14 protein-coding genes are annotated in these 13,180 nt (G+C 65.5%); 7 read left to right on the forward strand and 7 right to left on the reverse strand.

Features of this window, described 5'->3' with window-relative positions; all coding sequences use genetic code 11:
• Positions 1-472: 472 nt before the first annotated feature.
• Positions 473-1,672, reverse strand: a complete 1,200-nt coding sequence (tyrS, locus tag BM297_RS11080) for a tyrosine--tRNA ligase (RefSeq protein WP_092431804.1) — start codon at positions 1,670-1,672, stop codon at positions 473-475.
• A gap of 178 nt (positions 1,673-1,850) precedes the next feature.
• On the opposite strand from tyrS, the gene BM297_RS11085 reads away from it, so the two are divergent.
• Both BM297_RS11085 and BM297_RS11090 read left to right on the forward strand, forming a co-directional pair.
• Positions 1,851-3,224, forward strand: coding sequence for a peptidoglycan DD-metalloendopeptidase family protein (locus tag BM297_RS11085; protein WP_092431367.1), 1,374 nt, complete (start codon positions 1,851-1,853; stop codon positions 3,222-3,224).
• 3 nt (positions 3,225-3,227) lie between these two features.
• Positions 3,228-4,316 (forward strand): anhydro-N-acetylmuramic acid kinase, encoded by a 1,089-nt coding sequence (locus tag BM297_RS11090; protein WP_092431368.1) that lies wholly within the window; start codon positions 3,228-3,230, stop codon positions 4,314-4,316.
• A 60-nt stretch (positions 4,317-4,376) separates the two neighbouring features.
• On the opposite strand, the gene erpA is transcribed toward BM297_RS11090, so the two are convergent.
• The 3 genes from erpA to argC form a co-directional block, all read right to left on the reverse strand.
• Positions 4,377-4,727, reverse strand: coding sequence for an iron-sulfur cluster insertion protein ErpA (gene erpA, locus BM297_RS11095; protein WP_090312722.1), 351 nt, complete (start codon positions 4,725-4,727; stop codon positions 4,377-4,379).
• A gap of 165 nt (positions 4,728-4,892) precedes the next feature.
• Positions 4,893-5,603 carry a DUF6776 family protein gene (locus tag BM297_RS21865; RefSeq protein WP_092431369.1) on the reverse strand — a complete coding sequence of 237 codons (711 nt, stop codon included), beginning with the start codon at positions 5,601-5,603 and terminating at the stop codon, positions 4,893-4,895.
• The gene (argC, locus tag BM297_RS11105) at positions 5,603-6,637 is read right to left on the reverse strand and encodes an N-acetyl-gamma-glutamyl-phosphate reductase (protein ID WP_092431371.1); all 1,035 of its coding nucleotides are present in this window, start codon (positions 6,635-6,637) and stop codon (positions 5,603-5,605) included. Before argC ends, BM297_RS21865 begins: the two co-directional genes overlap by 1 nt.
• Before the next feature lie 141 nt (positions 6,638-6,778).
• Between argC and hemJ the strand changes: the two genes are divergently transcribed.
• Together hemJ and BM297_RS11115 are read left to right on the forward strand one after the other, a co-directional pair.
• The gene (gene hemJ / locus BM297_RS11110; RefSeq protein WP_092431372.1) at positions 6,779-7,207 is read left to right on the forward strand and encodes a protoporphyrinogen oxidase HemJ; all 429 of its coding nucleotides are present in this window, start codon (positions 6,779-6,781) and stop codon (positions 7,205-7,207) included.
• Between the two features lie 79 nt (positions 7,208-7,286).
• Positions 7,287-8,075 carry an SDR family NAD(P)-dependent oxidoreductase gene (locus BM297_RS11115; RefSeq protein ID WP_092431374.1) on the forward strand — a complete coding sequence of 263 codons (789 nt, stop codon included), beginning with the start codon at positions 7,287-7,289 and terminating at the stop codon, positions 8,073-8,075.
• 9 nt (positions 8,076-8,084) lie between these two features.
• Here the strand turns inward: BM297_RS11115 and BM297_RS11120 are convergent, their stop codons facing one another.
• Positions 8,085-9,566, reverse strand: a complete 1,482-nt coding sequence (locus BM297_RS11120) for an AAA family ATPase (RefSeq protein ID WP_092431377.1) — start codon at positions 9,564-9,566, stop codon at positions 8,085-8,087.
• Between the two features lie 98 nt (positions 9,567-9,664).
• On the opposite strand from BM297_RS11120, the gene BM297_RS11125 reads away from it, so the two are divergent.
• On the forward strand, positions 9,665-10,003 hold the full coding sequence (locus tag BM297_RS11125; RefSeq protein WP_092431379.1) for a histidine triad nucleotide-binding protein: 339 nt from the start codon (positions 9,665-9,667) through the stop codon (positions 10,001-10,003).
• Between the two features lie 84 nt (positions 10,004-10,087).
• Positions 10,088-10,735, forward strand: a complete 648-nt coding sequence (coq7, locus tag BM297_RS11130) for a 2-polyprenyl-3-methyl-6-methoxy-1,4-benzoquinone monooxygenase (protein ID WP_092431380.1) — start codon at positions 10,088-10,090, stop codon at positions 10,733-10,735.
• 65 nt (positions 10,736-10,800) lie between these two features.
• Here the strand turns inward: coq7 and speD are convergent, their stop codons facing one another.
• Together speD and BM297_RS11140 are read right to left on the reverse strand one after the other, a co-directional pair.
• On the reverse strand, positions 10,801-11,595 hold the full coding sequence (speD, locus tag BM297_RS11135; RefSeq protein ID WP_092431385.1) for an adenosylmethionine decarboxylase: 795 nt from the start codon (positions 11,593-11,595) through the stop codon (positions 10,801-10,803).
• Positions 11,596-11,840: 245 nt separating this feature from the next.
• Positions 11,841-12,263 (reverse strand): OsmC family protein, encoded by a 423-nt coding sequence (locus BM297_RS11140; protein ID WP_092431390.1) that lies wholly within the window; start codon positions 12,261-12,263, stop codon positions 11,841-11,843.
• 236 nt (positions 12,264-12,499) lie between these two features.
• Between BM297_RS11140 and crp the strand changes: the two genes are divergently transcribed.
• Positions 12,500-13,144, forward strand: a complete 645-nt coding sequence (crp, locus tag BM297_RS11145; RefSeq protein ID WP_092431395.1) for a cAMP-activated global transcriptional regulator CRP — start codon at positions 12,500-12,502, stop codon at positions 13,142-13,144.
• Positions 13,145-13,180 lie beyond the last annotated feature (36 nt).

Below are 13,180 nucleotides of genomic sequence, written 5' to 3' on the forward strand. Positions count from 1 at the left end.
CAATCTGAGCCATGATCAAACTCTTCAGTTCACATCATTGCGGGTTTTGAGAAAACCCTAAACTTGGCTCAGCAATCGCAAATAAACTCATGAATTCACGAGACTACTTGTGACGCTGATAATCTTGCGACCATCAGTCTTATCTCACAAGCACCCACACGAATTGCTTGATTCAACTTGTTAAAGAGCGTTTCGATCAAGTCTTTCGTCTCAACCGAGGCCGCGAATTCTACAGCAGCCTTGCAACCTGTCAAGCGTTTTTCGAAATTTTCTTTTCTACTCAACCACTTGCGTAACTCTTCCGCTGAGACAACCCGGGGGCCGCTGCAGCGAGGAGGCGAATAATACAGCCTGGAAAAATACTGTCAACGCCCAGAGCACACTTTTTTCAGCAGCCGCATGGTCGACACCATGCCGGCCATGCGGCAGGGCAGGGCTTCCTTTTACAGAAGCCTCACCCCACCTACTCTACTTACTCAGCAAGCACGGCAATGCGCGCAAAGGCTTTCTTCCCCGCCTGACAAACATGCGTCTTGCCCGGCACGAATACGAAGTCACGATCCACCACCGCGCCATCCACTTTCACGCTGCCGGCATTCAGCATGTCGCGCGCCGTGGCCGCATTCTTGACCAGCCCCGCCTTGTTCAGCACCGCCGCCACCGACATCGGCTCGGCAGACACCAACTCCACCTCAGGCAGATCCTCGGGCAGCTCGCCATCCTTCAGGCGATTGCCCGCCGCACGATGCGCACCAGCCGCGGCTTCCTCGCCATGGAAGCGCGCCACAATCTCTTCGGCCAGCTTGATCTTGATGTCGCGCGGGTTGGCGCCCTGCTCGACATCGCGACGGAACTCGTCGATCTCCGCCATCGGGCGAAAGCTCAACAGCTCGAAGTAGCGCCACATCAATGCATCGGGGATCGACACCAGCTTGCCATACATGACGCCCGGAGCCTCCTGGATACCGATGTAGTTGCCGAGCGACTTGGACATCTTCTTGACCCCGTCCACTCCCTCGAGCAACGGCATGGTCAGAATCACCTGAGACTCCTGCCCGTAAGCGCGCTGCAGCTCGCGACCCATCAGCAGGTTGAACTTCTGGTCGGTGCCGCCCAGCTCGACATCAGCACGCAGCGCCACCGAGTCGTAGCCCTGCACCAGCGGATAGAGGAATTCGTGGATGGCAATCGACTGGTTGCCGGTGTAGCGCTTGTGGAAATCGTCGCGCTCGAGCATCCGCGCCACGGTGTACTGCGAGGCCAGCCGAATGAAGTCGGCCGGCGACAGCTGATCCATCCAGGTCGAGTTGAAGGCCACTTCGGTTTTCGCCGGATCTAGGATTTTGAACACCTGGGCCTTGTAGGTCTCGGCGTTCTCGAGCACCTGATCGCGGGTGAGCGGCGGACGGGTGGCGTTCTTGCCGCTGGGGTCGCCGATCATCCCGGTGAAGTCGCCGATCAGGAAGATGACTTGATGCCCCAGCTCCTGGAACTGGCGCAGTTTGTTGATCAGGACAGTATGCCCAAGGTGCAGGTCCGGGGCCGTTGGATCGAAACCGGCCTTGATCCGCAGCGGCTGGCCGCGCCGCAGCTTGGTCACCAGTTCCGCCTCGACCAGAATCTCTTCTGCACCGCGCTTGATCAGCGCCAGTTGCTCTTCGACCGACTTCATGAAGCTGCCCATACCGACAGGAAAAAAGGGGCAGTCACCATACAAGATCGCGCAAAATTTACAAAGTCTGCGCGGCCGTCCGCAACCACGCATCGCAAAGCAGGCACCCTCAGGTTGCCTCAAAGACCCTTTGGTTATAATTTAGGCGGTTATTGCACCCCAAAGAACCCTACCCGCCATGACGGATTCGTCCAGGAACTCACCCCTATACCCGAAAAGCCACCTACTGGCGGCAAGCGGGATTGCGGCGCTGCTGAGCCTGACCCTGCTGGTTTTCCCCAGCAGCCAGGTAGAAGCCAAGAAAACCCTGCTGTCCCTCGACGTGGAGAGCAGCACCAGTCTGTCTACGGACAAAGACGCCCAGCCCGCCGAACTGGTCACCGCCGCCGCAGGTCAAGGCACGCAACCGGGCGCCGGCGCCAACCAGCAAGCCCCCGCAGCAGAGTCTCCGCGCGAGACTCTGATCACCGTTAGTAGCGGTGACACCTTGTCCAGTGTTTTTGCCAAAGCGGCCCTGCCGGCTGACACCCTGCACACCTTGCTGGCCAGCAACAAGGAAGCCAAACAGCTGACCCACATCAAGCCGGGCCAGATCATCCAGATCACTCGCAACGCCCAGGGCGAACTCGAGTCGATGACCTCGCGCCTGAGCAGACTTGAAAGCGTGCATGTCACCCGCACCGCCAAGGGCTTCAGCGTCAAGCGCGAACTGATCAAGCCAGCCATTCGCCAGGCCTATGCCCACGGCACCATCGACAGTTCGCTGTTCGTTGCCACCAAGCGTGCCGGGCTGCCGCACAAGCTGGCCCTGGACCTTGCGAACATCTTCGGTTACGACATCGACTTTGCCCTCGACATTCGCGAAGGCGACGAATTCGAAGTGGTCTACGAGGAAAAAGTGGTCGATGACAAGACGGCCGGCAGCGGCAACATCCTGGCTGCCCGCTTTACCAACCGCGGCAAGACCTATACCGCCGTGCGCCACACCGACCGCCAGGGCAACAGCACCTACTACCGGGCGGACGGCAGCAGCATGCGCAAGGCCTTCATCCGCACCCCGGTCGACTTTGCTCGCATCAGCTCACGCTTCACCAACGCCCGCCGCCATCCGGTGCTGAACAAGATCCGCGCACACAAGGGGGTTGATTACGCCGCCCGCCCCGGCACCCCGATCAAGGCTACCGGCGACGGCAAGATCGTCCTCGCCGGGCGCAAGGGCGGCTATGGCAATACCGTGGTCATCCAGCACGGCCAGCGCTATCGCACCCTGTATGCCCACATGAAGGGTTTCGCCAAGGGCATCCGCAACGGCAGCCACGTCACCCAGGGACAGATCATCGGCTACGTCGGCACTACCGGCCTGTCGACCGGACCGCACCTGCACTACGAGTTCCAGGTCAATGGCACGCACGTCGACCCGCTGAGCCAGAAACTGCCAATGGCCGACCCCATCGCCGGCGCCGAGCGCAAGCGCTTCCTCCAGCAGAGTCAGCCGCTGCTGGCCCGCATGGACCAGGAGCGTACGTCGCTGCTGGCCCTGAACAAGCGCTAGACCATGCCGCTCTATATCGGCGTGATGTCCGGGACCAGCCTGGACGGCCTGGACATCGCGCTGGTGGAGCAGGCGCAGACGACTCGTCTGCTCGCCTCGCACTACACCGCCATGCCGGCCGACCTCGGCTGCCAACTGCTCGAGCTTTGCCACAGCGGCGACGATGAAATCGCCCGCAGCGCAGTGGCCGAGCAACAGTGGGCCCGGCTCGCCGCACAGGCCATTCACGAACTACTCCAGCGCGAACAGCTGCAGCCCCAGCAGATTCGCGCCATCGGCAGCCACGGGCAGACCGTGCGCCACGAGCCGCAGCGGGGCTTCACCGTACAGATCGGCAACCCGGCGCTGCTCGCCGAGCTCACCGGCATCGCCGTGGTGAGCGACTTCCGGCGCCGCGACGTGGCGGCCGGCGGCCAGGGCGCCCCGCTGGTGCCGGCCTTCCACCAGGCGCTGTTCGGCAGCCAGCAGCGCCGCGCCATTCTCAATGTCGGCGGCTTCAGCAACCTGACCCTGCTGGCGCCGCAACAGCCCGTACGCGGCTTCGACTGCGGACCCGGTAACGTGCTGCTGGATGCGTGGATTCACCGCCACCGCGGCGAGGCCTTCGATCGCGACGGCGCCTGGGCAGCCAGTGGCCACGTGGACCCCGCGCTGTTACAGACCCTGCTGGCGGACAGCTATTTCGGCCGGCGCGGCCCGAAAAGCACCGGCCGGGAGCACTTCAACCTCGACTGGCTGCTGGAGCGGCTGCAGCACGCGCCTCCCCTCGCCGCCGCAGATGTGCAGGCGACCCTGCTCGAGCTGACCGCCAACAGCGTCGCCAGCGCCCTGCAGCACAACCTGCCGGGCGCGGAAGAGCTGCTGGTCTGCGGTGGTGGCGCGCACAACCTGCGCCTGATGCAGCGCCTCTCCGAGCTGCTGCCGGGTTGCTCGGTCGCCAGCACCGACACCCGCGGCTTGCCGGCCGACTGGATCGAGGCCATGGCTTTCGCCTGGCTGGCCCACTGCTGCCTGGAGGGCATTGCCGCCAACTGCCCGGAAGTGACCGGCGCGCGCGGCCCGCGCATTCTCGGCGCGATCTACCCGGCCTGATCCGCACCAACGAAAACGCCGCGCAAAGGCGCGGCGTTTTCTCAGCAATACCCCCTCGACTCAGATCGAGAACGATTGCCCGCAGCCACAGGTGGTGGTGGCGTTCGGATTCTTGATCACGAAGCGCGAGCCCTCCAGGCCCTCCTGATAGTCCACCTCGGCACCCACCAGGTACTGGAAGCTCATCGGGTCGACCACCAGCCTCACGCCATCACGCTCGATCACGGTATCGTCCTCGGCCTGCTCCTCATCGAAGGTGAAACCGTACTGGAAGCCCGAGCAGCCTCCTCCGGTCACGAACACTCGCAACTTGAGGCGGGGATTGCCCTCCTCTTCAACCAGGCTCTTCACCTTGTTGGCCGCCCCCTGGGTGAACTGCAGCGAAGCGGGGGTGAAGGTTTCAATACTCATGTCAAAAACTCCAGGCGCGCAGCCGTCTTGCAGCACTGAGGCGACGCATTATCGCTCACCTAGCGAAACGGTCAACTAATCTGCCAAATCAACTGCACAGCGCATATCGGACCGCAGCGATTGCCGCGGCTGTTGTTCGACGGCGTCAATCGCAGTGACGCTCGGTCACTGCAACTCCGCCCAACTGAATCGCCGCTCCAGCGGTTGCGACTGCCCTTTCACGCTTGCCCGCAGACGGACCTCCAGCGGCTCGAAATCCTCCGGCAGCTGCAGCTCGGCAAACCGCACGCCTTCGGGAATGGCCTGAAAATGCCGAAAGGCAAAAGCCAACCCCTCGGCCGGCAGCACCTCGACCAGCGGCAGGGTCTTGACTTGTCCCCGGAGGTGACCGCGCAGCTCGATCTGCAGGCTGCCCTCCAGCATCTGCTCGGCAGCACCGACCCGACTGAGCAGAATCTTGTAACGGAAGCGCCGCGGGTCCTTCGTGCCCTGCAGCTCGAATGCGCGAATCTGCAAGCCATGGCGAACACTCTCCGGCGCCAGCACCTCCTTGTAGGTCGCCAGCTCCTGCTGCAGCTGGAAGATCTGCTCCCCCAGCAGCTTGATGGTCTGACGGCTCCGCTCGGCGGCCTGCTGGGCCAGACGCGCACCACTTTCCTGCACGGCCAGCTGGCGGCGCAGCTGCTCCAGCTCGGCCGTACGCACCTGCAGCTGCTCCGCCTGCACCCGCGCCTGCGCGAGCTGCTCGCCGAGCTTGCGCTCGCTCTGCCAGTAGCCAGCGAAGAAGGCCGCCGGCAGTGCCAGCAGCAGCGCGAGGGGTGCCCCGTAGCGGGCGCGTCCGCGCAGCGCTGGCAAGTCGCCGCGCGGAACCTTCATCAGGGCAGCAGTGCCGCGTGCGACAGCCCCATCCGCTCATCCAGACCGAACAGGATGTTCATATTCTGCACCGCCTGACCGGAGGCGCCCTTGACCAGATTGTCGATCACCGACAGTACCACCACCAGATCGCCGCCCTGCGGCCGGTGCACGGCGATGCGACAGACGTTGGCGCCGCGCACGCTGCGGGTTTCCGGGTGGCTACCGGCCGGCATCACGTCGACGAACGGCTCGCTGGCGTAGCGCTGCTCGAACAGCGCCTGCAGGTCGACGCTGCGGTCGGCCACGCGCGCATAGAGGGTGGCATGGATGCCGCGGATCATCGGCGTCAGGTGCGGCACGAAGGTCAGGCCGACGTCGCCGCCCGCGGCACGGCGCAGGCCCTGGCTGATTTCCGGCAGGTGGCGGTGCCCCTTGACCGCGTAGGCCTTCATGCTTTCGCCGGCTTCGCTGAACAGCGAACCGACACTGGCACCGCGACCGGCACCGCTGACGCCCGACTTGCAGTCGGCGATCAGGGTCGTCGGATCGGCCAGGCCGGCCTCCAGCAGCGGGATCAGGCCGAGCTGGGTGGCGGTCGGATAGCAGCCCGGCACGGCGATCAGCCGTGCGCCCTTGATCGCCTCGCGGTTGACCTCCGGCAGGCCGTAGACCGCCTCGGGCAGCAGCTGCGGCGCGCCATGCGGCTGACCGTACCACTTGCCCCACTCCTCGGCATCCTGCAGGCGGAAGTCGGCGGACAGGTCGATCACCCGGGTGCCGGTCGCCAGCAGCTCGCCAGCCAGGGCATGGGCGACACCGTGCGGCGTGGCGAAGAACACCACATCGCAGGCGCCCAGACGGGAAACGTCCGGCACGCTGAAGCACAGCTCGTCGTAGTGGCCGCGCAGGTTGGGGTACATGTCGACGACCCGCACGCCCTCCTCCGAACGCGAGGTGATCACCTCCACCTGCGCCTGCGGATGCTGGGCCAGCAGACGCAGCAACTCCACACCGGTATACCCGGTACCCCCAACAATGCCGACCTTGATCATCTCGTGTCCCCGCGGGCCATCTGTGAAAAACAATAGTACGCCATGATAAGGCCGCGGCCCGGCCCGGCCAACCGCGGGATGACGTAGCCACCGGCCTGCGACTACCATCTGCGCTGCCCCCATCGAGAAGGACACCCCGGCATGCTCTACCTGTGGCTCAAGGCCCTGCACATCATCGCCATCGTCTGCTGGTTCGCCGGCCTGTTCTACCTGCCGCGCCTGTTCGTCTACCACGCCATGAGCGAGGATGCGCCCAGCCGCGAGCGCTTCTGCATCATGGAGCGCAAGCTGTACCGCGGCATCATGATCCCCTCGATGGTCGCCACCCTGGTGTTCGGCATCTGGATGCTGGCGCGCAACCCTGGCCTGTTCGCCAGCGGCGGCTGGCTGCACGCCAAGCTGACCCTGGTCGTCCTGCTGATCGGCTACCACCACTGGTGCGGCGCCCTGCTCAAGCGCTTCGCCCGCGGCGACAACCGGCGCGGCCACGTGTTCTACCGCTGGTTCAACGAGGTACCGGTGCTGTTCCTGCTGGCCATCGTCATCCTCGTGGTGGTCAAACCGTTCTGATCCCCGACTGCGCGAGGGCGCCGAGCGGAGTACACTGCGCGCCCTCGCGCAGTCGGCGCCCGGCCCTGGAGACCCCCGCATGCCCCGTTATGCCCTGATCACCGGCGCGTCCAGCGGCATTGGCCTGGCCCTGGCCGAAGCGCTGGCGCGGCGTGGTCGTGCCCTGATCCTGGTCGCCCGCGAGCGCCCGGCCCTGGAAAGCATTGCCTGCGAGCTGAACCAGCGCTTCGGCGTCGAGGTGATGTTCCGCGTCTGCGACCTGACCGAGCCGCTGCAGCTGTCCGGCCTGCTCTACGAACTGGAGCAGTGCGACTACCAGGTCGACCTGCTGGTCAACAACGCCGGCGCCGCCTGCGCCGGCAGCTTTCTCGAGCAGGACTGGCAGCGCGAGCGCAAGCTGCTGGAGCTCAACGTGTTCGCCCTGTCGCGGCTGTGCCACGCCCTCGGCAACGCCATGGCCAGCCGCGGCGACGGGCAGATCCTCAACGTCGCCTCGCTGGCCGCCTTCCAGGCCGGCCCGTGGATGAGCAGCTACTACGCCAGCAAGGCCTTCGTCCTGCACTTCTCCGAAGGCCTCGGCGAGGAGCTGCGGCCTCTCGGCGTGCAGGTAGCGGCGCTCTGCCCCGGCCCGGTACGCACGCCGTTCTGGCGCAACGCGCGCCTGGACATGCGCCCGCTGAAGGACAGCCCCTGGCTGATGAACGCCGAGCAGCTGGCCCAGCTCGCCCTGCGCGGCCTCGATCACGGTCACACGGTGATCGTGCCCGGCTGGCGCAACCGCCTGCTGGCCCTCACCACCCGCCTGACCCCGCGCGCCCTGGCACGGCGCCTGACCGCCCGCCTCAACCGGCAGCTGCTGCCGCGCTGAGGTGCCCGCTCAGTCGGCGCGCACCGTGCGCTCCGCCGCCCAGGCGCGCAGCGCCGCCAGCTCCTCGGCCATCACCACCGACAGCGGCGCGGTCTGCTGCAGGGTTTGCAACAGCAGGAGCTGATCCACCGCGCACTGCCGCGCCTGCGCCGCGTACAGCGCACTGACCACCGCCTGCTCGATCTCCGCACCGGAAAAACCCTCGCTGGCCGTCGCCAGCAACGCCAGGTCGAATTGCCCGGGCTCCAGCTCGCGACGCGCCAGGTGGATGCGGAAGATCTCCGCGCGCACCGCCGCGCCCGGCAGATCGACGAAGAACAGCTCGTCGAAACGCCCCTTGCGCACCAGCTCCGGCGGCAGGCGATGGATCGCGTTGGCGGTGGCCACCACGAACACCGGCGCCTTGCGCTCGGCCATCCAGGTCAGCAGGGTGCCGAGCACCCGCTGGCTGACCCCGCCGTCATGGTCACCGCTGGCCAGGCCCTTCTCGATCTCGTCCATCCACAGCACGCAGGGCGCCATCTGCTCGGCCATCTTCAGCGCCTCGCGCAGATTGCGCTCGGTCTCGCCGAAGTACTTGTTGTAAAGACAGGCAAAGTCCAGGCGCAGCAGCGGCAGGCTCCACAGCCCGGCCACCGCCTTGGCCGCCAGGCTCTTGCCGCCGCCCTGCACGCCGACCAGCAGCACGCCACGCGGCAGATCGCCGGCATCGGCGGCCAGGAACGCCTCGCGGCGCTCGCCGAGCCAGCGCTTGAGACTGGCCAGGCCGCCGACCTCGGCAAAGCGCGCCGTCTCGTACTCGAAGCTGAGCACGCCGTCCATGTCGAGCAGCTGGAAACGCGCGCGATTGAGCTCCGGCAGGTCGTCCTGGGTGATCGCGCCATCGTTGCAGATCACGTTGCGCGCCAGCAGGCGCGCCTCGGCATGGGCCAGGCCGCGCAGATTCTTCACCAGCTGCTGCAGGGTACGGTTGTCGGTGCGCACCCGCACGCCGTGGTTGCGCTCGCTCCAGCGCTGCGCCTCCTCGCGGACGATGGCCAGCAGCTCGTCCTCGCCGGGCAACGCCAGGCTGAAGCGCGCGGCCAGGCGCTGCAGCTCGGCCGGCAGCTTGAGCGCATGGGACACCAGCACCAGGGTCGGCCGCTGATTGCCCGGCGCCATCGCCACCTCCTTGAGCAGGCGCACCAGGCGCGGGCTGCCTTCGAGGAACGGATGCAGGTCGCAGAACACGTAGAGATTGGCCTGCGGGTCGGCCTTGACCAGGCGCAGCGCCACCTCCGGCTCGCGGCTGTCGCCCTCGCCCAACGGCTCGCCACCGAAGCCCAGGCGTTGCACGCCCTCGGTCACCGACCACAGGTACAGCCCCAGGCCACGCCTGACCGCCAGCGCGCCGAGGGTTTCCAGCACCCGCTGCTCGTCCCAGGACTCGACGACGATCAGGCGCACCCGCGAATCGAGCACCAGGCCCAGGTCATGAATATCGTTCTTCACACGGACTCCTTGCTGTGTGGCGGCTTGTGGGGGTGGGCGACAGCGGGTGGCGCCGCTACACTCGTGCGACCCGCATCAGCAACTCTGGAGATACGCTTGTGGACTGCCTGTTCTGCAAGATCGTCAACGGCGCCATTCCGGCGCGCAAGCTCTACGAGGACGACCAGGTGGTCGCCTTCCACGACATCGGCCCGCAGGCGCCGGTGCATTTTCTCGTGATCCCGAAAAAACACATTGCCACCCTTCACGATATCGGCGAAGAGGACAAGGCGCTGGTCGGCCACATCGTCCATACCGCGCAGCGCCTGGCCCGCGAGCAGGGCTGCGAGGAAGGCTTCCGCGTGGTGATGAACTGCAACGAGCAGGGCGGGCAGACCGTCTACCACATCCACATGCACGTGCTCGGCCAGCGCCAGATGCACTGGCCGCCGGGCTGATCGCCACTGCTGCCTGATCCCGCGCAAGTCCGGCGCCGGCCGTTTGCGCCAGACTTGCCGACCCAGCCCATCCGGAGGTCGCCGATGACCAGCGAACGCCACTATTCCCCCCTGGATCGCGCCCTGTTGCAGGCCGACGCCGCCCTGCGCACCCTGCTGCCGTTCAGCGGCCAGCCGACCCGCCCGTCACCGGCCCTGCCGCGGGACGAGGTCGCCCTCGACGAGAGCGAGGCGCGGCACGTCTGCGGCCTGATGCGCATCAACCATACCGGCGAGGTCTGTGCCCAGGCGCTGTACCAGGGCCAGGCGCTGACCGCCAGGCTGCCGCAGGTGCGCCAGGCCATGGAGCAGGCCGCCGACGAGGAGATCGACCACCTGGCCTGGTGCGAGCAGCGCATCCGCGAGCTGGGCGGCCGTCCCAGCCTGCTCAACCCGCTGTTCTACGGCCTGTCGTTCGGCATCGGCGCCACCGCCGGACTGATCAGCGACCGGGTCAGCCTGGGCTTCGTCGCCGCCACCGAGGACCAGGTGGTCAAGCACCTCGACGAGCACCTGGCCCAGCTGCCGCACGGCGACCAGCGCTCGCAGGCGATCCTCGAGCAGATGCGCGCGGACGAACTGCAGCACGCCACCGCCGCCCTGGATGCCGGCGGCCTGCGCTTCCCCGCGCCGGTCAAGGCCGGCATGAGCCTGCTGTCCAAGGTGATGACCCGGGCCACCTATCGCATCTGAACCAACGGCGCCAGACACAAAAAAGGGCATCCCGCAGGATGCCCTTTTGCGTAGTGCCAAAAATCTCAGTGCGGCATGTTGCGACCGTAGAAGATCTCCAGCATCTCGTGGCGCACCCGCTCCTCCACCTGGGCGCGCTGCGCGGCGGACAGGTTGCTGGTGGCATCGCCGAACAGGTAGTTGTCCAGGTCGAAGTCCTTGAGCAGCATCTTGGTGTGGAACAGGTTCTCCTGGTACACGTTGACGTCGGTCATCTGGTACGCCTCCTTGGTGTCGTCGGAGAGGTACTTCTGGATCGAGTTGATCTCGTGATCGATGAAGTGCTTCTTGCCCTCCACGTCGCGGGTGAAGCCGCGCACCCGGTAGTCGACGGTGACGATGTCCGAGTCGAACGAGTGGATCAGGTAGTTGAGCGCCTTCAGCGGCGAGATCACCCCGCAGGTCGACACGTCGATGTCGACGCGGAAGGTGGCGATGCCCTCCACCGGATGGATCTCCGGGTAGGTGTGCACGGTGATGTGGCTCTTGTCCAGGTGCGCGAGGATGGTCTCCTTGAGCGGACCCGGCGACTCCTCGATCTGGCTGTCGGTGGGTTCCACCGGCTGCTCGGAGATCAGGATGGTCACGCTGGCGCCCTGCGGATCGTAGTCCTGGCGGGCGATGTTGAGGATGTTGGCGCCGATGATCTCGACCACATCGGTGAGGATCTGCGTCAGGCGCTCGGCATCGTAGACCTCGTCGATGTACTGGACGTAGGCCTGCTGGTCTTCCGGCGTCTCGGCGTAGCAGATGTCGTAGATGTTGAAGCTCAAGGTCTTGGTCAGGTTGTTGAACCCGTGCAGCTTGAGTTTGCTTTTCACCGTCGGTTACTCCCCAGGTCGGCGCGGCGCGGCCGCGGTTGTGGCATGCCCGTCAGATGCACGCTGCACCTGCGTAGGACGGCTTGCACCTCTTCGCGTTGGCGACTGGCAATGAAGAAGGCGCCGCGCCATCCGGGTGGATGGCGCGGCGCCTGGAAAAATGAAGCGCAACATTATGCCGATGGCGGCCACGCTCGCCTAGAGCCTGCCGCCAGTTTGTGACCGGACGGCGATCCCGGCCGCGTTCAGCCCAGCTCGACGATCTCGTAGCTGTGGCTGATTTCCACCCCGCCGCGGGCCAGCATGATCGACGCCGAGCAGTACTTCTCCGCCGACAGCTCGACCGCGCGCTTGACCTGGGCCTCCTTGAGGCCGCGGCCCTTGACCACGAAACGCAGGTTGATCCTGGTGAACACCTTGGGCTCGCTGTCGGCGCGCTCGGCCTCGAGGAAGGCTTCGCAGCTTTCCACCGCCTGGCGCGACTTCCTGAGGATGCTGACCACGTCGAAACTGCTGCAGCCGCCCAGGCCGAGCAGCAGCATCTCCATCGGCCGCACACCCAGATTGCGCCCGCCGCTCTCGGGCGGACCGTCCATCACCACCACGTGGCCGCTGCCCGACTCGCCAAGAAACATGGCCTCGCCGGCCCACTGGATGCGTGCTTTCATCAGCCTGACTCCATGCTCAAAAAAAGTGCAACAGTCTAACATAGCCGCGGGGCCGCTCTCTTTCGTCGGTGCTCTGTGACCGGTAGCGCAATTTTCGGCTATTGTCCCCGGGGGGGCTGTTAAGCTGACGCCGCATTACTGGCACACTGGCCCACCTATATAAAGACACGATAAAAATACGGACTTGATACTGCCTGTACTATCGGGCTTATTTCCTTAACCTTTAGGGACCGGGCATGGTTGCTATCAGCCTCACACCAAAGATCAAGAACCTCGACAAGCTGCTCGCGCACTGTCACCGCCGCCGCTACACCGCCAAGAGCACCATCATCTATGCGGGCGATCGCTGCGAAACCCTGTTCTTCATCATCAAGGGTTCGGTGACCATCCTCATCGAGGACGACGATGGTCGCGAGATGATCATCGCCTACCTCAACCCGGGCGATTTCTTCGGCGAGATGGGCCTGTTCGACCGCGAAGGCCACGAGCAGGAGCGCAGCGCCTGGGTGCGCGCCAAGACCGAATGCGAAGTGGCCGAGATCAGCTATGCCAAGTTCCGCGAGCTGACCCAGCAGGACCCGGAAATTCTCTACACCCTCGGCAGCCAGATGGCCGATCGCCTGCGCAAGACCACCCGCAAGGTCGGCGACCTGGCCTTCCTCGACGTCACCGGCCGTGTCGCCCGGACTCTGCTGGAACTGTGCAAGCAGCCGGACGCCATGACCCATCCGGACGGCATGCAGATCAAGATCACCCGCCAGGAAATCGGCCGCATCGTCGGCTGCTCGCGGGAGATGGTCGGTCGCGTGCTCAAGGCCCTCGAGGAGCAGGGGCTGGTCAACGTCAAGGGCAAGACCATGGTGGTATTCGGCACCCGCTGAGCCCCGGCACAGAAACGCAAAAGGCCGTCCCTCGGG

This window comes from Geopseudomonas sagittaria (genome assembly GCF_900115715.1).
Classification (GTDB): domain Bacteria; phylum Pseudomonadota; class Gammaproteobacteria; order Pseudomonadales; family Pseudomonadaceae; genus Geopseudomonas; species Geopseudomonas sagittaria.